Origin of the sequence: Aeromonas sp. 97A, assembly GCF_051919185.1 — a bacterium.
GTDB classification, from domain to species: domain Bacteria; phylum Pseudomonadota; class Gammaproteobacteria; order Enterobacterales; family Aeromonadaceae; genus Aeromonas; species Aeromonas veronii.
Window position 1 is genome coordinate 4,456,337 of sequence record NZ_JBQBFF010000001.1, and the last position, 20,186, is coordinate 4,476,522.

18 protein-coding genes and 1 pseudogene are annotated in these 20,186 nt (G+C 57.1%); 6 read left to right on the top strand and 13 right to left on the bottom strand.

Annotation, left to right across the window (positions count from 1 at the left end; genetic code table 11):
• Positions 1 to 8: 8 nt before the first annotated feature.
• From cysG to cysC, 5 genes are all read left to right on the top strand, one after another.
• The gene (gene cysG, locus ACTG27_RS20525; protein ID WP_160882011.1) at positions 9 to 1,445 is read left to right on the top strand and encodes a siroheme synthase CysG; all 1,437 of its coding nucleotides are present in this window, start codon (positions 9 to 11) and stop codon (positions 1,443 to 1,445) included.
• 72 nt (positions 1,446 to 1,517) lie between these two features.
• Entirely contained in the window at positions 1,518 to 2,450 is a 933-nt protein-coding gene (cysD, locus tag ACTG27_RS20530) for a sulfate adenylyltransferase subunit CysD (protein ID WP_330125379.1), read from the top strand.
• A 12-nt stretch (positions 2,451 to 2,462) separates the two neighbouring features.
• The gene (cysN, locus tag ACTG27_RS20535; RefSeq protein WP_042079975.1) at positions 2,463 to 3,890 is read left to right on the top strand and encodes a sulfate adenylyltransferase subunit CysN; all 1,428 of its coding nucleotides are present in this window, start codon (positions 2,463 to 2,465) and stop codon (positions 3,888 to 3,890) included.
• 4 nt (positions 3,891 to 3,894) lie between these two features.
• Positions 3,895 to 5,619 carry an SLC13 family permease gene (locus tag ACTG27_RS20540; RefSeq protein WP_040068267.1) on the top strand — a complete coding sequence of 575 codons (1,725 nt, stop codon included), beginning with the start codon at positions 3,895 to 3,897 and terminating at the stop codon, positions 5,617 to 5,619.
• Positions 5,620 to 5,757: 138 nt separating this feature from the next.
• Positions 5,758 to 6,351, top strand: coding sequence for an adenylyl-sulfate kinase (cysC, locus tag ACTG27_RS20545; RefSeq protein ID WP_439980311.1), 594 nt, complete (start codon positions 5,758 to 5,760; stop codon positions 6,349 to 6,351).
• A gap of 151 nt (positions 6,352 to 6,502) precedes the next feature.
• Here cysC and ACTG27_RS20550 read toward each other — a convergent pair whose 3' ends face one another.
• The 11 genes and pseudogenes from ACTG27_RS20550 to ACTG27_RS20600 all read right to left on the bottom strand — a co-directional run bounded on the left by ACTG27_RS20550 (position 6,503) and on the right by ACTG27_RS20600 (position 17,302).
• Positions 6,503 to 7,246: an abortive infection system antitoxin AbiGi family protein gene (locus ACTG27_RS20550; protein ID WP_064341693.1), complete on the bottom strand. Its 744-nt coding sequence runs from the start codon at positions 7,244 to 7,246 to the stop codon at positions 6,503 to 6,505.
• A gap of 207 nt (positions 7,247 to 7,453) precedes the next feature.
• Positions 7,454 to 8,770 carry a hypothetical protein gene (locus ACTG27_RS20555; protein ID WP_439980314.1) on the bottom strand — a complete coding sequence of 439 codons (1,317 nt, stop codon included), beginning with the start codon at positions 8,768 to 8,770 and terminating at the stop codon, positions 7,454 to 7,456.
• A 598-nt stretch (positions 8,771 to 9,368) separates the two neighbouring features.
• Positions 9,369 to 11,006 carry a methyl-accepting chemotaxis protein gene (locus tag ACTG27_RS20560; protein WP_040068272.1) on the bottom strand — a complete coding sequence of 546 codons (1,638 nt, stop codon included), beginning with the start codon at positions 11,004 to 11,006 and terminating at the stop codon, positions 9,369 to 9,371.
• 276 nt (positions 11,007 to 11,282) lie between these two features.
• Positions 11,283 to 12,144, bottom strand: a pseudogene (locus ACTG27_RS20565) (TIGR03899 family protein).
• 104 nt (positions 12,145 to 12,248) lie between these two features.
• Entirely contained in the window at positions 12,249 to 12,722 is a 474-nt protein-coding gene (locus ACTG27_RS20570; RefSeq protein WP_026034852.1) for a DUF3299 domain-containing protein, read from the bottom strand.
• A gap of 32 nt (positions 12,723 to 12,754) precedes the next feature.
• Positions 12,755 to 14,002 (bottom strand): ABC transporter permease, encoded by a 1,248-nt coding sequence (locus tag ACTG27_RS20575; RefSeq protein WP_021229567.1) that lies wholly within the window; start codon positions 14,000 to 14,002, stop codon positions 12,755 to 12,757.
• Positions 13,996 to 14,685, bottom strand: coding sequence for an ABC transporter ATP-binding protein (locus ACTG27_RS20580; protein ID WP_201953598.1), 690 nt, complete (start codon positions 14,683 to 14,685; stop codon positions 13,996 to 13,998). Before ACTG27_RS20580 ends, ACTG27_RS20575 begins: the two co-directional genes overlap by 7 nt.
• Positions 14,686 to 14,689: 4 nt before the next feature.
• On the bottom strand, positions 14,690 to 15,274 hold the full coding sequence (locus tag ACTG27_RS20585; RefSeq protein WP_139436906.1) for a DUF2796 domain-containing protein: 585 nt from the start codon (positions 15,272 to 15,274) through the stop codon (positions 14,690 to 14,692).
• 30 nt (positions 15,275 to 15,304) lie between these two features.
• Positions 15,305 to 15,604 carry a DUF2607 family protein gene (locus ACTG27_RS20590; RefSeq protein ID WP_100645133.1) on the bottom strand — a complete coding sequence of 100 codons (300 nt, stop codon included), beginning with the start codon at positions 15,602 to 15,604 and terminating at the stop codon, positions 15,305 to 15,307.
• A gap of 44 nt (positions 15,605 to 15,648) precedes the next feature.
• The gene (locus ACTG27_RS20595) at positions 15,649 to 16,191 is read right to left on the bottom strand and encodes a YtfJ family protein (protein WP_005335681.1); all 543 of its coding nucleotides are present in this window, start codon (positions 16,189 to 16,191) and stop codon (positions 15,649 to 15,651) included.
• Positions 16,192 to 16,411: 220 nt separating this feature from the next.
• Positions 16,412 to 17,302 (bottom strand): hypothetical protein, encoded by an 891-nt coding sequence (locus ACTG27_RS20600; protein WP_421318918.1) that lies wholly within the window; start codon positions 17,300 to 17,302, stop codon positions 16,412 to 16,414.
• A gap of 139 nt (positions 17,303 to 17,441) precedes the next feature.
• Here ACTG27_RS20600 and ACTG27_RS20605 point away from each other — a divergent pair, with 139 nt between their 5' ends.
• Positions 17,442 to 17,789, top strand: a complete 348-nt coding sequence (locus ACTG27_RS20605; RefSeq protein WP_421318920.1) for a hypothetical protein — start codon at positions 17,442 to 17,444, stop codon at positions 17,787 to 17,789.
• Between the two features lie 28 nt (positions 17,790 to 17,817).
• Here the strand turns inward: ACTG27_RS20605 and ppa are convergent, their stop codons facing one another.
• Both ppa and ACTG27_RS20615 read right to left on the bottom strand, forming a co-directional pair.
• A complete protein-coding gene (ppa, locus tag ACTG27_RS20610) occupies positions 17,818 to 18,348 on the bottom strand; it encodes an inorganic diphosphatase (protein ID WP_005335667.1) in 531 nt (176 codons plus the stop codon).
• A gap of 216 nt (positions 18,349 to 18,564) precedes the next feature.
• Entirely contained in the window at positions 18,565 to 20,145 is a 1,581-nt protein-coding gene (locus ACTG27_RS20615; RefSeq protein WP_236272261.1) for a DUF3369 domain-containing protein, read from the bottom strand.
• Positions 20,146 to 20,186: the final 41 nt, after the last annotated feature.

Consider the following 20,186-nt stretch of genomic DNA (forward strand, 5'->3'; position numbering starts at 1 on the left):
GGGCCGAAATGGATTATTTACCTATGTTTGCCAAGTTGGAAGGCCGCCCGGTACTGCTGGTGGGCGGGGGCGAGGTTGCCCTGCGCAAGGCGCGCCTGCTGCTGGCGGCCGGTGCCCGGCTGACCTTGGTCTCCCCGGAGCTTGAACCGGAATTTGCGGAATTCACCGGTCGTTTTACCCATCTTGCCGAGCGCTTCACCCCGGCCCATCTGGCTGGCCAGATTTTGGTGGTGGCGGCGACCGATAACCTCGAAGTCAACGCGCTGGTTTATCAAAGTGCCAACCAGCTGGGTCTGTTCGTCAACGTGGTGGATGACCCCAAGCGCTCCAGCTTTATCTTCCCCTCGATCATCGATCGCTCGCCGCTGATGGTGGCGGTCTCCAGCGGCGGCAAGGCGCCGGTGCTGGTGCGCCTGCTGCGCGAGCGGCTGGAGAGCCTGCTGCCGCGCCATCTTGGCGGGCTGACCGAGCTCTCCGGCCGGGTCCGTGACAAGGCCAAGCGGGTGCTCTCTTCCATTTCCGATCGCCGCCGTTTCTGGGAGCGCGCCTTTGCCTCCAACACCCTCGCTAGCCTGATTGAGAAAGAGGATTGGCAAGGTGCCGAGCAGTGGCTGAGCGATGGCCTCGACCAGGCGAAAAGCGAAGTGGGCGAGGTGGTATTGGTTGGGGCGGGCCCCGGCGATCCGGGCCTCTTGACCCTCAAGGCGCTGCAACAGATTCAACAGGCCGAAGTGGTGCTCTACGACCAGCTGGTCTCCGCCGAGATCCTCGATCTGGTGCGCCGCGACGCCACTCTGGTGTCGGTCGGCAAGAAGGCGGGCGCCCACAGCGTGCCGCAGGAGGAGACCAATCGCCTGCTGGTGGAATACGCCAAGGCGGGCAATCGGGTGGTGCGACTGAAAGGGGGCGATCCCTTTATGTTTGGCCGGGGTGGCGAGGAGCTGGAAGTGCTGGCCGACGAAGGCATTCCCTTCTCGGTGGTGCCCGGCATCACGGCCGCCGCCGGGGCCACCGCCTATGCCGGCATTCCGCTCACTCACCGTGATTACGCCCAGAGCGCCGTCTTTATTACCGGCCACTGCCAGAAAGAGGGCAAGGAGCCCGACTGGCAGCAGCTCGCCGCCACCAGTCAGACTCTGGTCATCTACATGGGCCTGATGCGCTCCGAGCATATCCAGCAGCAGCTGGTGGATCACGGCCGAAGCCAAGCCACCCCCATCGCCATCATCGAGCGCGGCACCACATCCCGCCAGCGGGTGCTGACCGGCACCTTGGCTGATCTGGCCGAGCTGGCCAAACAGGCGGTGAGCCCGTCGCTTATCGTCATCGGCGAAGTGGTCGCCCTGCGCGATCGGCTGGCCTGGTTTGGAGAGCAGGGCGGCGAGCAGCAGCGCGCTAACCCGGATCTCGATGGCTGCGACCTCAAGCTGGTGCAGCTGGCCTGACCGAGAAAGAGATATTTGATGCGGCTGCCAGCGCGGCCGCGCACTGAACCACCCAGCGCCTTGAGCAGGCGCATAAGCAATGACCCGAGGACCAACATGGACCGTGAAAGATTGACGCACTTGCAGCAGCTGGAAGCCGAGAGCATCCATATCATCCGCGAGGTGGCTGCCGAATTTGAAAACCCGGTGATGATGTACTCCATCGGCAAGGACTCCTCCGTCATGCTGCATCTGGCCCGCAAGGCCTTCTATCCGGGCAAGATCCCGTTCCCCTTGCTCCACGTCGATACCGACTGGAAGTTCAAGGAGATGATCAAGTTCCGCGATGAGACCGCCAAAAAGTACGGGCTGGATCTTATCGTCCACAAGAACCCGGAGGGGCTCGCCATGGGTATCAACCCCTTTGTGCACGGCAGTGGCAAGCACACCGACATCATGAAGACCGAGGCGCTCAAGCAGGCGCTCAACAAATATGGCTTCGATGCCGCCTTCGGTGGCGCCCGTCGCGACGAGGAGAAGTCCCGCGCCAAGGAGCGGGTCTACTCCTTCCGTGACAAGTCCCACCGCTGGGATCCGAAAAACCAGCGTCCGGAGCTGTGGCGTGTCTACAACAGCCAGGTCAACAAGGGGGAGAGCATCCGGGTGTTCCCGCTCTCCAACTGGACCGAGCTGGATATCTGGCAATACATCTATCTGGAAAAGATCGACATAGTGCCGCTCTACTTCGCCGCTTACCGTCCGGTGGTGGAGCGCAACGGCATCAAGATCATGGTGGATGACGATCGTATGCCCATCGGCCCAGAAGACGAAGTGAAGCAGGAGCTGGTTCGTTTCCGCACCCTCGGTTGCTACCCGCTGACCGGGGCCATCGAATCCGATGCCACCACCTTGCCGGAAATTATTGAAGAGATGCTGCTCACCACTTCGAGCGAGCGGCAAGGGCGGCTGATTGACCACGATCAGGCCGGCTCCATGGAGCAGAAGAAGCGTCAGGGATATTTCTAAGGAGTCGTCAGCATGAACAGCCATATTCAGACCGCCATCACCGAACAGGGCATCGAAGCCTACCTGCACGCCCAGCAGCACAAGAGTCTGCTGCGTTTTCTCACCTGCGGCAGCGTGGATGACGGCAAGAGCACCCTTATCGGTCGCCTGCTGCACGACTCCCAGCAGATTTATGAAGATCAGCTCAAAGCGCTGGAGTCCGACAGCCAGAAGCTCGGCACCACCGGCGAGAAGCTGGACTTGGCGCTGCTGGTTGACGGCCTGCAAGCGGAGCGCGAGCAGGGCATCACCATCGACGTGGCCTACCGCTATTTCTCTACCGCCAAGCGCAAATTTATCATCTCGGATACCCCGGGCCACGAGCAGTACACCCGCAATATGGCCACCGGCGCCTCCACCTGCGATCTGGCCATCATTCTGATCGATGCCCGCAAAGGGGTGCTGGATCAGACCCGCCGCCACAGCTTTATTGCGAGCCTGCTCGGCATCAAGCAGTTCGTGGTGGCGGTCAACAAGATGGATCTGGTGGAGTTCAGTCAGGAGGTGTTCGAGCGCATCAGTGCCGACTACCGCGAGTTCGCCAAGAAGCTCAGCGTCGACACCATCCATATCGTGCCGGTTTCGGCGCTGGACGGTGACAACGTGGTCAACCAGAGCGACAAGCTGGCCTGGTATCAGGGCGAAACCCTGCTTGCGCTGCTGGAATCCGCCGAGGTTGAGCGCGAGCTGGAGCGTCATCCGGTGCGTCTGCCGGTGCAGTATGTGAACCGCCCCAACCTCGATTTTCGCGGCTTCGCGGGCACACTCGCCTCCGGCATCCTGCGGGTGGGCGACAAGCTGGCGGTGCTGCCGTCGGGCAAAGAGAGCACAGTGACCCGCATCGTCACCTTCGACGGGGATCTGGAGTACGCCCTGCCGGGTCAGGCCATCACGGTCACCTTCGCCGACGAGATCGATATCAGCCGCGGCGACTTGCTGGTGGATGCGGCCAAGCGGCCGCAAGTGACCCAGAATGTGCTGGCCCATATCGTCTGGATGGGGGAGGAGTCCCTGCAACCGGGCCGGGTCTACGACGTCAAACTGGCGACCAAGAAGAGTCGCGGTCAGGTGGAGGCCATCCGCCACCGCATCGAGATCAACAAGCTGGACGAACTGCCCGCCAGCGAGCTGAAGCTCAACGAGATCGGCCTGTGCGAGCTGAGCCTCACCGACCCGGTGGCGTTCGACCCGTATCAGGAGATCCGCGACACCGGCAGCTTTATCCTGATCGACCGGCTGACCAACGTCACCGTCGGCGCTGGCATGATAGTGGAAGGCTTGGCCGCCAAAGCGGTAAAAGGGCACTACAGCGAGTTCGAAATCGAGCTCAACGCCCTGGTACGCAAGCACTTCCCGCACTGGCAAGCCCTTGCCATCGGTAACGACACAAGCAAGGAGTAAGCCCATGACCTGGCAACAATTCCTGGTGCTGGGTCTGCTGGCTGCTCTCGTGGCCCTGCTGATCCAGGGCAAACTCCGCCCGGCGCTGCTCTTCTCGGGCGCCGTGCTCATCACCTACCTGAGCGGGCTGGCGGATATCAACGCCGTGGTGGCGGGCTACACCAACAGCGCCCTGCTGACGCTGGTGCTGTTGCTGCTGGTGTCGCTGGCGGTGGAGAAGACCCGCATCATGAGCTGGTTCGCCAATCTGGTGGGCACGGGTTCATTCAACAAGGTGCTGGTGAAGGTGTGGTTCTCCACCGCCTTCCTGTCCGCCTTCGTCAACAACACCGCCGTGGTGGCCTCCATGCTGGGAGCGGTCAAACGCAACCCCAACCATGCGCCGTCGCGACTGCTGCTGCCCATGTGCTTCGCGGCCACCTTTGGCGGGGTGCTGACCCTGATCGGCACCTCCACCAATCTCATCGTCAACAGCTTCCTCATCAAGATGGGGGCGCCGCCGCTCGGCATGTTCGACTTCTTTATGGTGGGGGCGGGCACCCTGCTGACCGGTCTGGTGGCCGTGCTGCTGTTTGCCCGTCACCTGCCGGAGCAGGATACCGAGATGAGCCGCGAATCCGGCTACTTTCTCGAAGCCAAGGTGGGCGCCGGTTCGCCGCTGGCGGGGCGCAGCGTCAAGGAGAATGGCCTGCGCAGCCTGAAAAGCCTCTATCTGGCGGAGATCATTCGCGGCGATCAGGTGATTTGCCCGGTGCAGCCGGAACATGAACTGCACGAAGGGGACGTGCTGCTGTTTTGCGGCGATGTGGAGAGCGTCGGCGTGTTGCAGGAGATGAAGGGGCTGGATCTCTACGGCCAGCACCGCCTCAACGGCCAGCATCTGGTGGAGGTGATCGTCAGCCACAGCTCGCGGCTGGTGGGTCAGACCATCAAGGATGCCGAATTTCGCACCCACTTCGATGCGGTGGTATTGGCGGTGCGCCGCGGCGAAACCCAGCTCACCGGCGGCCTCGGCCAGATTGAACTGCACGCCGGTGATACCCTGCTGCTGGCTCCTGGCCCCCAGTTTGCCCGCAACAAATCGCTGGGGCGGGAGTTTGTGGTGGTGAGCGGGCTGGAAGCCTCCACCCGCCTCGATGGCAAGCGTAGCGCTGCCGTGGTGCTGGGCTTTCTCGGGGTGTTGGCGCTCTCTGTGTTTGATCTGGTGCCGCTGTTCAAGGGGTTGCTGCTGATGCTGGTGGCGCTGCTGCTCACCCGCATTCTGACCCTGGACGAGATCCGCCGCCGCTTCCCGCTGGATATCTGGCTGGTGGTGGGCGGGGCGCTCGCCATCGCCGATCAGCTGGAAAAGAGCGGACTGGCCAAGCTTATCGCCGACTGGCTGATGGGGGAGTTCAACGGTGCCAGCCCCATCATCGCCTTTATCGGTATCTATCTGTTTACGCTGGTGCTGACCGAACTGATGAGCAATAATGCTGCCGCTGCGCTGGCCTTCCCCATGGGTTACCAGCTGGCGCTCAGCATGGATGTTTCGACCATGCCGTTTATTCTGGCGGTGCTGTTCGGGGCGAGCTCCAGCTTTATCCTGCCCTATGGCTACCAGACCAACCTGATGGTCTATGCCGCGGGCAACTACAAGATGCCGGACTACCTCAAGCTGGCTCTGCCGGTCTCGCTGGCCTATAGCCTCGGGGTGATTGTGATGGTGCCCCTGCTGTTTCCGTTTTAAGGCGTAAGCGCCAATCAGGGTGTGTTGGGTGAGCAATACCATGGCACCAGCACGTTGTCGGCGGATAGTCCGAGGCGGCTCCCCGTGGTGCCGGACCGTTTAAGTTTTGAGGCGTGAGCGCCAAGCAAGGAGTGTGGGATGAGCAATATCGTGTGGCACAAACATGCCGTGGACAAACAGAGCCGGGCCGAGCTTAAAGGGCAAAAACCGCTGGTGATCTGGTTTACCGGGCTCTCGGGGGCGGGCAAATCCACCCTGGCGGGGGCGCTGGAGCAGGCGCTGGCGGCACAAGGCAAGCACACCTATCTGCTGGATGGCGACAATGTGCGCCACGGCCTGTGCGGCGATCTCGGTTTCGATGATGCCGCGCGGCAGGAGAATATCCGCCGGGTCGGCGAGGTGGCAAAACTGATGGTGGATGCGGGCCTTATCGTGCTCACCGCCTTTATCTCGCCGTTTCGTGCCGAGCGGGAGCTGGTGCGCAGTCTCTTGAGCGAGGGGGAGTTTGTCGAGGTCTTTGTCGATGCGCCTCTCGCCATCTGTGAAGAGCGCGACCCCAAGGGGCTCTACAAAAAAGCGCGGGCAGGGGAAATTACGAATTTTACCGGTATCGATTCCGCCTACGAGGCCCCCGAGCAGCCGGAAATTCATCTGCTGAATGCCGGTAAAGCGGTGGAGGAGCTGGTGGAGGCGTTGCTGGCTGCGCTAAGGCTACGGGGGTTGATCGACTGAGGTTGATTGTCCATTCCGAGGATCGGTATTAGAGGGGGAGAATTCCCCCATGTTTATTTCTTTTCCAACTATCGCCCTTATCGTTCGTGGCATTTATATTTTCTTGGCGGAAATATAAATTAAATATTTGGTTGATGTGTTTATTATTGGTTTAAATATCTCTAGTTATCGTTTCAAAAGACATGATTCTCGATAATAGAATTTTAATGTCTGAGCTAGGGTAGTAGTCTAAATTAGTTTGAATGAAATTAACCATGTTGGGTATATCTGAATCAGACTTGACAAATATGTACCTTATATCTGATGGTGAGATTTTTAAACTGTAATACTCTTTTGACTTCAAGTTTTGATTCTCTAATATAGTTTTGTTTTTATAATCTATCTCGTACAACCATGGCTTGGATTTTAACTCTGTTGCCAATCCACTAATGGCATAGCGCCATTCGTTTTCTTGATAAAACTCCTTAAGTATTGATTCGCCATTGACTATCATTTCTCCCTCTATAGGCTTTATGTGAGACATTATATTGTTAATGTCACTGCCGGCATCTTGATAATATCCATTGCCTTTCAAATTGCCTAATAGGATCTTTTTTAAAGATTGGTGTTGATGTGTATCTTCATTAAGGTAAATCACTGGGGATAGTTGTTTTTTTCTAGCCCATTCTCTAGTGACGCCGATCCCATAATTACCATAGAACTTCACATGTTCATCGACACGAGAAAGTGGTATATCGCAGAAACAAACTATTGGATAAGCACTTCTTGTATTGTTTCCTGAGTACCATCGCATATCTTCAAGGCAATATCTTGGCCAGAATCCATTAGCTAAAATGTCTTTTAGGAAATCAATGTTCTTGGTGAAATGAAATAAAGTATGTGACTTTGGTTGCATAATTAACCCGTAGGGTGTATTTTCCTGAGTAAATATTATAGTTTATATTTAGATGGTGAATTGAATCAAACCGTATATTATTCGGGTCGCTAGCCCATTCTATCTTTGAAGGGGGGCATTTACTTAAATGAATGGCGTGATGTAATACTTTTATTTTAAGGTTGAGGTTACAAATGATTTATTATATTTTTGTTTGCTATGATGATTTTATATTGAGTCACATTTCATGTATGTTTTTTTGATGATGTCATCTTGATACAATTTTATTGTTGGGAACTCTTCTATATCCACGAAAGATTTTTTCAGGTCATCTTTAGATATATTTGAGATCTCTAAACCTCTGTATATTATAGAGGAGATATTTGGTTGATTGTTTTTTTCTGAGATCATGAGATTTAGTTTAACTAGGCGAGCAAGCTCTTCTTGATAAAGAAAAAATGTACGCAGATGTGTATCAATTACTTCAGCATCACCTGATTTACTTACCGATAAAATTTCATCAACTAATCTATTCAATCTGGAGCGAGAGTTGATAGTCTCATTCATAACATCTAACCAACTATCATGCGAACCTGAAAGCAAGTTCAAAAAATATAATGTTCTACTCTTGTTGTAATTAATGAAGCTAGGCCACATTATATCTTCCTTTGATATATCAAGGGCTCTATCAAACTGTTTGCATGCGGAGGTTAAATACATGACTACCTCTTCCAAAATTTGTGGTGAGAGAGTATTTGTTTTTGATTGAATACTGTTCAGACCGTCAATTGAAAGAATGTCTTTCGATCCTATAGCAAGGGATTGTCTAAGTAAGTGCATACCTTTCTTATTGTAATATAAGCCAAGGTAGTTGTGATAGATAGTTTTAGTGACTGGGTTACGAAGAATAGGTCCACGAACATGAAGAAGATCAGCGTGAATATTAAGATTGCCATCTGCAACTAAATTTTGATAAGAAACTACAGCTTTAAACAGTTTTATGGATTCAGTGATTTGAATGGAGTTTCCTTTACTAATGGAATACAGAATCTCACGCCGCTCATCTATGCTTTTTAGGATTCTGTTCATACGCTGCTTGTAACTTCCCCTGTCAGTTTCGGAAGCGTTAAAGACAGCAGGGAATATAACTATTAGATCGATCATATACTGTAATGTGTCAGCAAAGAGTACTGCTGTATGAGATTCTTTTTTTAACTTGTACTCGATAGAGTCAAATATGGTTCTATCTAAATCTTTTTCACCTTGAGACTTAAACTGACTAATTATCTCTGGCAGTGATGTGACATAGTTTTCATTATCTAGGATGTTACCATCCATCTTGCTTATATTATTTACACTGTCTATTGATGTATAGGTGCGGACAGCAATAAACAAGGCTAACAATGCAATGCAAAATCCTACAATTGATATTGTAAAATTTAGTAAATCTTTGCCTTCATTTAGATAATGAATCCATATGGCAAAACAGAAAGACAACAAAACAAGTATAAAGACCGTCGCATAAAAAATATTTGTTCTTTTCATTTACTTTCCTAACATACGGGGTTTGAGTGTATTGAATAGTTAATTTTTAAAATGAAAGCTATTTTTATGGAGTGTAAATTATTGAGTGCCATTTCGTATGTTAGGCTAAAAATCGTAGGTGGTGCTGAACGAATTGAAGCCCAACGTTTACCGCGAAATGTATCTGAAAATGTGCTTTACCGATCGGCCCGCTCCATGTTTATCCCGCTCTGCTTGGTCTGACCGTCTTCGTCTATTGGGCTTGTCTCCTGCCTGCAAAAACCACGCTACCGCCCCTGAATCCCAGCCTCCAGTTTGCTGCTTTTAACCGGCGATTTGGAACTGGCTTGGCTCATGGCTGACTCCGACAAGGGTTGCCAAGCGGATATGTTACCGAACGGGACTTAGTAGGGAATAGGGAGGTGGTAACTTTCTGAGCAGGATCAATAAATTAATAAACATCGGATGGTGATGGTGTCGCTCAACAGCAGCGGTCAATCAGCGCAGGGGAAAATCGGACGGTGAAGCGGGAGTATCGTCCTCTTGTTGGCGGGCATTAAAAAACCCTATGGACCCAAAGGCCCATAGGGTTTGTCTGCGGTGATTGTTTGTGTCGTGGTTATCTCGCTTGGCGAACCGGCACGGCGCGGGTGGTGGCCACTTCGTAGCGGCTCTGGCTTGTCGGAGCCCCTTTCTGGAACTGGCGTACCAGCCGGTCGAGATCGCTTAACTGGTTTACCAGCTGGGTGATGCCGTGCACGGCGTGCTGGCTGCCGACGCTGGAGTCATCGGCCAGGGTCTTGATGCTGAGAACGTTGCGGTTGATCTCGGCGGTGACGTGGAACTGCTCCTGCACCGCCTGGGCAATCTGGCCGCTGCCGGAGGCGACCTGCTGCAGCATATCGTTGATCTGCTGGAGAATGGTGCCGGTCGCCGAGGCTTTTTGCTGGCAGCTTTCGGAGAGTTGGCAGCCCTTCTCCATCGCCTGCTCTGCATCCCCGGCGCTGGTTTGCAGCTCGGTGATCATCTTCTGGATCTCGCTGGTCGAGGATTGGGTCTTGATGGCGAGTGTGCGGATCTCGTCAGCCACTACCGAGAAGCCGCGACCCGCTTCGCCAGCCCGGGCCGCTTCAATGGCGGCGTTGAGGGCCAGCAGGTTGGTCTGGTTGGCGATGTTGTTGATCACATCAAGGATGCCGTCGATATCGCGGCAGTGGCCGACCAGCGCACTGATCACGCTCTTGGAGGTGGTCAGCTCGCTGTTCATGCCTGCCACGGCAGCTACGGTTTCGGCCACGCTACTATTGCCGCTCTTGAACAGCACGGCCGTTTCATCAAGCAGGCTGGAGGAGTCAGTCGAGCTTTGCGACACCTCGCGAATGGATTCCGACATCTCGGTCACGGCGGTCGCTACCTGATTGGTTTCGGCCTGCTGCTGTTGCAGGTTGTCGGTGATGGATTCGGCGTTGCGCAGATCCCCCTCGGCGGCCTGCAGGATCTTGCTGCAGGTCTGCTGGGTGCGGGCCAGCACGGCGTTGAACTCTGCCTGATTCATCACCATCGAGAGTTCGATGGCGGCTATGTTGTCCACCTTGTTGGTGTAGAGCAGCTGCATCAGCGGGTTGTCAAAGCGGCTGCGGGCCATCTTGTTGAGCTTGCCGAGGCGACGGGAGAGGGCATTCAGGGTGATGGCCGCTATCGCCAGCGGCAGGGCGACCAGCGCCAGTTGCCAGTTCATGTCGTGGTTGTAGCCCAGCGCAAACATGGCGAGCAGGCTCAGCAGCAGGCAGAGGTTGATGGTCAGGGTATGGGAGAAGGTGGGCAACTTGAGCGCCAGCGGCAGCTTGTTGTTGCGAAGGTCGGCATAGACCTTCTCGGCCCGCTGTTTGATCTCCTCGCTCGGGGCGGTGCGCACCGACTGATACTCCACCACCCGGCCACTGGCATCCTTGATGGGGGTGACAAAGGCGCTGACCCAGTAGTGGTCGCCACTCTTGCAGCGATTTTTCACCGGCCCCATCCAGCTCTTGCCTTCGCGGATATGGTTCCACAGATCGGCAAAGGCCTGTTTCGGCATGTCAGGATGGCGCACCAGATTGTGGTGTTCCCCCACCAGCTCGTCGAGCGAGAAGCCTGCAATCTCGCAGAACTCATCGTTGGCGTAGGTGATGCGGCTCTCCAGATCCGTGGTGGAAATCAGGCTCTGGTGGTCTGGATAGAGACGTTCTCTTTGGGTAACCGGTTGATTGATTCTCATGGCCTTGCTCCCGAGCTGTGATGGTTGAATTTTGATTTGCATCAAGACATGTGCAAAGGGCGGGCCAGCTGGCAAAAGCTAATGATTGATGTGTTATTAGTGACGTTTTGGCAGGAAAAGATCGGTGCTGTTTGCAATATGCAACGGATCTGACGGGGTGTGCCTTTGCGGCATCTGCAATTTGCAACCTATTCTGGTCAAGCCCATGAGCTGGGAGCCAGAAGCTTGATGCGAAGGAGCCACGAACCGACGGGGCATCAGCTGCCCCGCCAGAGATCAGGGGAGAGGGTCGGGAGCGGGTGAGGAGGGGGCGCTGACGAGCTGCATCACTTCAATCTGGATACCCTGCACCAGCACGGTTTTCAGATCCTGCAGGTACTCCTCCAGCGGCGACTCTTGCAGCAGCTGGGCGAGCTCGTTGCCCACCGGGGTGAGGCGGTAGTAGAGCAGGGTGATGTTGTTCTGCTTGCACTGCAGCCGCCAGCGCTGGTTGCCGAATTCCAGCTCGACCCCATCGGCGGGCAGCGGGCCGGACTCCAGCTCCGCACGATGCAGCAGCCCCAGCTCAAACAGTTGCAGCAGGGCGTTGTAGGGCAGTCGGTATTTGCCAAGGCCGAGGCGCGTTGCCTTGGCGCGGCTCAGCAGGGTGGCCCCCTTGTGCAGCCCCAGCAGCAGTCGCTGCTCGTCGCTGCCGGTGTAGTGGCAAGTCAGTGAACAGATGCGCTGGAACAGCTGGGCCTCGCGTTGGGTCATCTCTTTGAGGGTGGCGAGCGCCCGAATGGAGAAGCGGCCCGGCGTGGCGACTTCCAGCGCGAAGATCCGCCCCCACAGCTGCTGCATCGGCACCATGCTGATATCTTCCGCCAGTTGCAGGAAGCGGGTCAGCCAGTCGCTGTCCATCTCGCCGCCAGCCGCGGTCTCTTCGCAGTGGCGGGAGGCCATCACCATGATGGCTTCCAGATTGCGCTGGCGAGCGGCCTGATCCGCCAGATGGCGAAAGGTGGCTCGCTGTTCGAAGGTGCTGTCGCTGTTGCGGGTGAGCATGCCGTCGATGCCGCGACTGCGGGCCAGACGCAGGGTCTGCTCCTGGCTGCTCAGGATCGAACTCTCTTTTTTCGGGGGGGGGGAGGTCTGCCATGCTGACTCCATTCGCACAGGTTCTGGAGCTGAATGTTACTCCAACCGGGATGCCAAGATAACAAAGCGGCCTCCGTGGAGGCCGCTTTTTTTGCAACGGGAGGATTACTCCTCGTAGACGCTCACCTCGACCGCTTCCATCGAATAGGAGGCGGTGGCCATCTCGTGGCTGGAGCTGACCGTGCGCATCTTGCCCTTCACCCAGATGGCATCCCACAGGTCATCCACCGGCGCACCCTTGGGGTAGCTCACATAGATCACCTGATTGGTCGGGGGCGGCGGCACATGGATGCAGGCGCCGAAGTAGGGCACCAGCAGGAAGGCGGTGATCTTCTTGGCATCCCCTTCCAGCGGCACCACGAAGCCCGGAATGCGCACATCCTGGTTGTCCAGCTTCTTGTTTACCCCGCCCACCGGTTGCGGCACCGACATGGGATCTTCGTGATTGACCTGGGGCGGTGGCAGCAGTTTTTCCCCTTCCGGGATGAGCACATCCCAGTCGATGGTCTTGTAATCGGCGGCCAGGGCGGGCAGCACCAGCAGGCTGGCGAGCAGCGCCACAATTTTCCACTTCATCATCTGTCCTTCTGTTTCGATTTTTGGGCGTCTCGCTAGACGCGAATGCTCATGCCATCGCTCAGGCTGTAGCGGTAAGCGCGGGCAGCAGGGAGCAGGCCGATCACCATGCCTGCCAGCCACACTACCCCCAGTAACTGCCACTCATAGGCGCTCGGCAGCCCCAGACTCAGTTGCAGGCCATAGTGGCTGAGCAGCCAGGGCGAGGCAAGCCCCTGCCCCAGATAGAGCACGGCGACCCCGAGAGCGATGCCGACCGTGGTCAGCGCCATGGCCTCCAGCGCCAGCAGCAGGAACAGGTGGGCGGGGCCGGCACCGAGGGATCGCAAAATGGCGAGCTCCCGGCGCCGCTCGTTAAGCCCTGCCAGCAGGGTAGTCAGCATGCCGATCAGGCCCGCGACTACCACGAAACCGGCGATGACCGACAGGGCGGTTTCCGCCACGCTCATCAGGCTCCACAGCTCCTGCAGGGCGGCCCCCGGCAGGATCGCCATCAGCGGCTCTTTGGGATAGGTGTTGACGCTGCGTTGCAGCTGGAACGCCAGGATCCGGTTGCTCAAGCCCACCATAAAGGCGGTGATGGTTTTCGGGGTGAGATCCTGCGCCAGCGCTTGCTCCGGCGTCACGTTCTTGCTGTGGCGACCGGTATCCCAACCGAGATGGATCGCCTCGATCCCCGCCAGCGGCACATGGATGGTGCGATCGATGGGCGTACCGGTCGGCGCCAGAATGCCCACCACCTTGAATGGCAGATTGTCGTGCTGGCTGAACGAGGTGTTGCCAGCGCCGTGGGCGATGACGATGGATTGATCAAGGTGATAGCCGAGCTTCTCGGCCACCTGGGCGCCGAGCACAGCTTCAAACGGCGTCTCGAACGGTCGCCCTTCCCGCAGTTGCAGCGACTGTTGCTGACCGTACTTCAGGTGGGTGAAGTAGTCGCCATTGGTGCCGAGCACCCGAAATCCCTTGTGGGAGTCACCAAGGGAGAGCGGGATGGTCCAGGCGACGCCCGGTTTCTGCTTGATGGCCTGATAGGAGTCCCACCCCACGTTGTTGGTGGGGTTGCCGATGCGAAACACCGAGTAGAGCAGCAGATTCACCTGACCGGAGCGGGCGCCGACGATGAGATCGGTTCCCGAGACGGTGTTGGAGAAGCTTTCACGGGCCTGGGTGCGCACCCGCTCCACCCCGAGCAGCAGGGTGACGCTGATGGCGACGGCCAGCAGGGTGAGCCCGGCGGTGAGGCGGCGGGCCCAGAGACTTTGCAGGGCGAGCTTTAGCACGTGACCCTCCGGTTGAGCTGTTGCAGGTTTTCGACCCGCGGGAACAGGGGTTCGAGATAAGGGTCGTGACTGACGAAGATCAGAGTCGAGCCCTGCTTGTCGCACTCCTCGAACAACAGCTTGATAAAGGCGGCCCGGTTGTCGGTGTCGAGGGCCGAGGTGGGCTCGTCGGCGATCACCAGTGGCGGCGAGCCGATCAGCGCCCGTGCGGCTGCAACCCGCTGCTGCTGGCCGATGCTAAGGGCATGGACGGGGCGATGCAGTGCGTCATCCGGCAGTTGCAGCTCCGCCAGCAGACGGCGCGCCTCCTGCTCCGGACTCCCTTGCAGGCGGGCCCGTTTGGCGGGCGAGAAGGTGAGGGCCGCGGTCACGTTGTCCTGCACCGAGAGAAAGGGCAGCAGATTGAACTGCTGGAAGATATAACCCAGATTGGCCGCCCGGAAGTGGTCACGGGCACGGCCAGAGAGCCGGGCCAATGGTTGGCCCAGCACCTCCAGGGTGCCGTGGTTGGCGGTCTGGATCCCGGCCAGCAACCCGAGCAGGGTCGACTTGCCGGAGCCCGACGGGCCCTTGATAAAGACCCGCTCACCCTCGCGGATGGTGAGGGCGGGCAGATCGAGTACAGCGTCGCCACCTGGCCAGGCAAAGGCCAGATCGCGGATCTCAACCACGGCTTTTTTCATGGCGTTACCAGCTCAGCTTGTTGGCGGACGGGGTCAGCTCGCCAGCGGTCTGGCCGGTAGGCAGAATGCCCTGCACGCTCAACTTCTCAAGGCTCGGATAGACGCTGAACAGGGTCGCCTCAAGGCCGGTCAGTTTGGCCGGCGTGGCGCAGGTGTAGGTATACATGGCGCCCATATCGGCGTGACCCGCTTCGTCATGATCATGGTGGTCTTCATGTTTGTCGCTGGCAGCCTTGTCATGGTCATGGTCATGGTCGTGATCATGCTCTTCTTTGGCGGCTTGCAACTCCTGCTGGGTCAGTTTGCAGCCAGCGGCCGGGTCGAAGCGGAACAGAGCGTCAGGCTGCTGGAGGCGGGCGACCGCCTTGGCATACTGTGCCTTCTCTTCATCGCTCTTGGCGGCGTGCTCGAAGCCCACCAGATCGGCAGCAGGGGCCTGCAGTTCGATCATCAGCTGGTCGCCATCGACTACCAGATTGAGGTGGCCGTGGCCATGCTCGTGGGCGCCGTGGCTGTGGCTCTCGTGTTCGTCGTGATTTGCGTGTGCGCCAAAGGCCGCTGCGGCCAGCAACAGAGTAACTGCTTTCATCTTTAATCCTTTTCAAAACAAATAGCGAAATTAAACAAAGGGATAGAGAAAAGCAGAGGCTGGCGGCGCACGGATGGCATAGCTGTGAAGCGTGGCGGTATCTGCCGAGCGTTGCATGGTTGCAACTGCGGGCAGAACAGAGGTCGAACCGGGGAAACAATAGGGGGTGGCGGTGATGACCTGCTTGCCATCCAGATGGAGGGCGCAAACCAGGCAGTGATGGTCGTCGTGGCCGGGCAGGGCGGATTCAAACTGGTGCCGGGCAAGGGCAGGCTGCAGCCATAACCAGCCCAGCAGCAAGATCCAGATTTTCAGCTTGATACGACCCATAGACCCTTATGGAAAGGGCGCCATCAGCGCCCTTTCTCTCTGACTTAGAGATGGGACTTGATGAGCCCCATCACGGTAGCAATGTTGTTGGCATCGAGCTGGCCATCTTTGGCAAACAGCACCTTGCCCTCTTTATCCAGCAGAATGATCGCCGAGCTTTCCGGCGTCAGATCCCAGGCGTTGCGCGCCATGCCCTTGGCATCCAGCACCATGGCGGACCAGGGGAACTCTTTCTTGCTGTCCTCGGCACTGCTCTTCACGAAGCCGGAGGTGCCCCAGATGGCGTCATTGCTGTTGATGACGGTAACGGTCTGGTACTTGTCTTGCGGCAACTTGGCGGCCTTGATCGCCTCGATCATCGGGGCGTTCAGCTCCTTGGCACTGGAGCGACCGGCAATATGCTGGATCAGGAACACCTTGCCGGTGAGCGAGGTGCTCTGCCACGGCTGGTAGCCGATCTCCTTGCCATTCAGTACCAGCTCACCCTTGTCGCTGACATTGACCAGCGGAACCGGGTTGCCATCCTTGAAGTTGTGAGCAAAGACCAGAGATGGCAGCAGCGCCAAAGTAAGTACGAGATGTTTCATCCTGATGACACTCCATTTGTTATGTTATAACGAGTTTCGGATTGAGGGAATGGGCGAGCTTCATCCTAAACTGATCGGATCTGTTTAAAAAGTGTTAAATAAGATCGCAATTCAGAAGCGTCGGCGCCCCGCCAGTCAGGTGGTTGGCTGGCAAGGGCGGCTAGGATGGCATGACATCAATAAAAATCAATGAATTGGCTGCTGGTCTGAGCTGTCTGCGTCAGTAGAGCGACTCGCTGATGAGGGGGATCTTGGCCATGGTCATCTGCTGGGCCAGCAGGGACGAGCCGGTCAGCAGCACATGGCGCTGATTGTTGATCACCACCACATCACCGGGTACGCCACTGTCTGCCGTAATGGCCAGCCAGGCAGGGGAGACGCTGCCGATGCTGATATCCGGATAGATGATGCTGAGCACATATTGCGGCGCCAGCTCCGCCAGCAGGCTGGCCATCAACAGCGCCTTCTCGTCGCTGTCGGCCTTGTTATCCTGCAGTGCCTGCAGCGGCGGCGCGAAGTGATCCAGCTGCTCTGGCTGGGTGGGGATGGCGTTCAGCCACTCCTGCAGCAGGCTGACGCTGGTGGCGAGATCCTTGGCCGCAAATTGCTGCGCCAGCGGCTTGAGATGCCCCTTGAAGTGGTAGAAGAGCTGGGAGTAATCGGGTCGCACGCAAGGCAGTTTGCGATTGGCCGGATGGACGCAGGGGATCACCCTCATCTGGTAGAAGGCATCCTCCTGATACTGCTGGTAGGCTTGCCAGAACAGCATCGACTCCATGCTGTCGTCCCGCAGGGTGAAGGCCTGCTCCAGATTGCGAAATTTGGTAGCGGTCTCCGAGCTGCTCTGGTTGATCAGGTTGATGCTGTTGTAGAGCCGTGGGCTGATATAGGCGTAAAGGGTCTCCAGCGGATTGGTGAGAGAGGCCTTCAGCAGGCTCATCTCGTGGCGACTGGCGGCCATCACCTGATCGTCGGTGGTCAGCTGGAAGTGCTTGCGCTGGCCATCGGTGGATTGCCACTGCCAGCTCATGTTGATCTCGCTGGCGTTGCTTGTGGCGCCAAGGGTGGTGCTGAGAGTGAGGCTGAGCAACAGCGCGGGGGTCAGCTTCATGGTGGTGCTTCCTGCCGTGGACGATAATTAACAACTAGGTGAGCCGGCACCACTTTGGTGATGTTTCGTTTTGTGATCTGGATAACAGATTGATGTGACTTTTAATTTAATTGTGAAATTAAGTCACTCTGGAGGGGTTATGAAGCCTTGGATCATAGTGCTGTTTGGGCTGCTCAGCCTGCCAGCCATGGCGGGTCAGGTGATCGTAAACAAGGGGATGTCCGTTGCGGATACCTTTGCTCTTCGTGACCAGCTGGCGCGCGAACACGAATGGCAGGAGTGGCTGCGCTACCAGCAGGCCATCAAGTGGTTGGAGGTATTACCGGTCAACTGCGAGCTGATGAGCCAGCCGGGCGGCGGCTATCGCTGTGGCGGTGATTACTATCGTCCCTACCAGAAAGATGGTCGTGAAATATACATTCAGGGCAATCCTACCGGAGATGCAGCCGGTCAGCTGCCGCAAATACCAACAAAAAAGGCGCCATAAGGCGCCTTTTTTACAAGCGAAGTGACGCTTACTTGGCAGCGTAACGCTCGGCAGAGGTCTTGATCTCGGCTTCGGCAGCGGCCTTGTCGCCCCAACCTTCCACCTTGACCCATTTGCCCGCTTCCAGCTCTTTGTAGCGCTCGAAGAAGTGCTGGATCTGGGCTTTCAGCAGTTCCGGCAGATCGTTCACATCCTGGATATGGTCGTACTGCTTGGTCAGCTTGGAGTGTGGTACTGCAACGATCTTGGCATCTTCGCCAGATTCGTCGGTCATCTTCAGCACGCCAACCGGGCGGCAGCGAATGACGGAACCGGCCAGCAGCGGGTAGGGGGTCGGAACCAGTACGTCGACGGGGTCACCATCCAGAGAGAGGGTCGCGTTCACGTAGCCGTAGTTGCACGGATAGAACATCGGGGTAGACATGAAGCGATCGACGAAAATAGCACCGCTGTCCTTGTCGACTTCGTATTTGATCGGGTCGGCATTCTGCGGGATTTCGATGATGACATAGATATCGTCGGGCAGGCTCTTGCCGGCCGGTACCAGGTTCAGGCTCATGATAATTCCTTCGTTGTTAGTATCAGGTTTGCAGGCCGATATTATAGCGATGTGATGTTAAATGACCATATTTCAGCGGATATCGCTAACAAAGAAGGGGGATGTTTCCGCTTTGCGGCACTTTGATGTGTGCGGGATGCAACAAAACGGCTGTTTTGATGCCCTGCCGCTGACCTTGGTCACCGGCAGGGCATGTGGAGTTGCGAGCAAAGGGGGTCAGAGCGAGTAGGGGAGTCTCGATTCGTTGACCAGTCGCGACAGGGCTGTTACGACATGAGGGTCAAACTGGGTGCCGGAGCGGGACTGGATATACTCCATGGTCTGCGCCAGCGTCCAGGGCTCCTTGTAGGGGCGCTTGCTGAGCAGGGCATCGAATACATCGACTACCGCCACAATCCGCGCCGACAGCGGGATCTGCTGACCAGCCAACTGCTGCGGGTAGCCCTTGCCATCGAAGTGCTCATGGTGGCCCCGAGCGATTTCGGCGCCGAGAGAGAGGTAGCTGGTTCCCTCCACCATTTCGCCCGCCTTGTGCAGGATATTGGCGCCGATACCTGCGTGCTGCTCCATGATGGCCCGCTCCTCCGGGTCGAAACGGCCGGGCTTGTGCAGGATATGATCCGGGGTGCCCACCTTGCCCACATCGTGCAGGATGGAGGCCATGCCGATCATCTCGACAAACTCCGGGGTCAGCTGCTCGGGATAGGCCGACATCTGCCTCAACTCTGCCACGATGGCATCGGAGAGTTTCTGCACCCGCAAGACATGCTCGCCGGTATCGGAGTCGCGAAACTCCGCCAGCGCCGCCAGCGCCACCACGGTGGCCTCCTGCGCGCGCAGCAACTGGTTGTAGAGATAGAGGTTGTCGTAGGCCGCCGAGATGCGCTGACAGAAGACATCCAGCAGATCGCATTCGAGGGGATCGAGGGGCTGGGTCGGGGTAAAACTCAGCACGAACTCGCGACCATTCTGGGCGGCGATATAGAGGGAGTCCTGCGGGTGTTCAAAGCGGTTGCTGCGCGCCGCCAGTGCCTTCAGAACCGAGTCATTGAGGGTGGGAAAGTCGGTGATCTTGCCATCATCCAGCAGAGTCTCGTAGTCGCCGGTGGCGGCGAGGATCTCCAGCCCCTGTTCGCCGGGACGGCGCTCGGCGCAGATAGCCCCTTCGGTGCCCACATCGAGAATGGCGCTGATCTGTTTCAGCACGCCGGAGGCAAACTCCTTGAGTGAATGAAGATGGTAGAGATCTCCCGCCCCTTCCAGAATTTTGCCGAGCCCCTGCCGGCTCTTGTCGATGGCACTGAGAGTTTCGTATGAACGAAGGGATGCGATGACGGTGGTGTACAGCTTTTGTACCGTCAGTTCGGTCTTGGTCTTGTAGTCATTGATGTCGTAATCGAGGATCACCCGCTGCTCGGGGGCCTGACCGGGCTGGCCGGTACGCAGCACGATCCGCACCAGCGAGTTGTGCATTTCGTTGCGGATCCGGTGTACCAGCCGCAGACCTGCATCTTCGGTCTCCATCACCACATCGAGCAGGATCAGCGCAATCCTGGGATTGGCCTCCAGCATGCGGCCAGCTTCGGCGCCGCTGTAGGCATTGAGCAGCTCCAGTGGACGGGATTTGTAGTGAATGTTGGAGAGGGCCAGGCGGGTGGCATGATGGATATCCGGCTCATCATCCACGATCAGCACTTGCCATGGGTTGAGTGCCTTGGGGACCACGACCTCCTCATCATCGAGTTCGATGATGTCGTCGTCCAGCAAGATATCGTCCTTGTCTTGGGCACTGCTCATATCGGTTACGCCTCCGGCGCTCAATGAGTATGTGAACAGTA

Bases quoted from the DNA above. Each gene is read 5' to 3' on its own strand.
- cysG (WP_160882011.1), top strand. From the start codon at position 9: ATGGATTATTTACCTATGTTTGCCAAGTTGGAAGGCCGCCCGGTACTG.
- cysN (WP_042079975.1), top strand. From the start codon at position 2,463: ATGAACAGCCATATTCAGACCGCCATCACCGAACAGGGCATCGAAGCC.
- ACTG27_RS20540 (WP_040068267.1), top strand. From the start codon at position 3,895: ATGACCTGGCAACAATTCCTGGTGCTGGGTCTGCTGGCTGCTCTCGTG.
- cysC (WP_439980311.1), top strand. From the start codon at position 5,758: ATGAGCAATATCGTGTGGCACAAACATGCCGTGGACAAACAGAGCCGG.
- ACTG27_RS20550 (WP_064341693.1), bottom strand. From the start codon at position 7,246: ATGCAACCAAAGTCACATACTTTATTTCATTTCACCAAGAACATTGAT.
- ACTG27_RS20555 (WP_439980314.1), bottom strand. From the start codon at position 8,770: ATGAAAAGAACAAATATTTTTTATGCGACGGTCTTTATACTTGTTTTG.
- ACTG27_RS20560 (WP_040068272.1), bottom strand. From the start codon at position 11,006: ATGAGAATCAATCAACCGGTTACCCAAAGAGAACGTCTCTATCCAGAC.
- ACTG27_RS20570 (WP_026034852.1), bottom strand. From the start codon at position 12,722: ATGATGAAGTGGAAAATTGTGGCGCTGCTCGCCAGCCTGCTGGTGCTG.
- ACTG27_RS20580 (WP_201953598.1), bottom strand. From the start codon at position 14,685: ATGAAAAAAGCCGTGGTTGAGATCCGCGATCTGGCCTTTGCCTGGCCA.
- ACTG27_RS20585 (WP_139436906.1), bottom strand. From the start codon at position 15,274: ATGAAAGCAGTTACTCTGTTGCTGGCCGCAGCGGCCTTTGGCGCACAC.
- ACTG27_RS20590 (WP_100645133.1), bottom strand. From the start codon at position 15,604: ATGGGTCGTATCAAGCTGAAAATCTGGATCTTGCTGCTGGGCTGGTTA.
- ACTG27_RS20595 (WP_005335681.1), bottom strand. From the start codon at position 16,191: ATGAAACATCTCGTACTTACTTTGGCGCTGCTGCCATCTCTGGTCTTT.
- ACTG27_RS20600 (WP_421318918.1), bottom strand. From the start codon at position 17,302: ATGAAGCTGACCCCCGCGCTGTTGCTCAGCCTCACTCTCAGCACCACC.
- ACTG27_RS20605 (WP_421318920.1), top strand. From the start codon at position 17,442: ATGAAGCCTTGGATCATAGTGCTGTTTGGGCTGCTCAGCCTGCCAGCC.
- ppa (WP_005335667.1), bottom strand. From the start codon at position 18,348: ATGAGCCTGAACCTGGTACCGGCCGGCAAGAGCCTGCCCGACGATATC.
- ACTG27_RS20615 (WP_236272261.1), bottom strand. From the start codon at position 20,145: ATGAGCAGTGCCCAAGACAAGGACGATATCTTGCTGGACGACGACATC.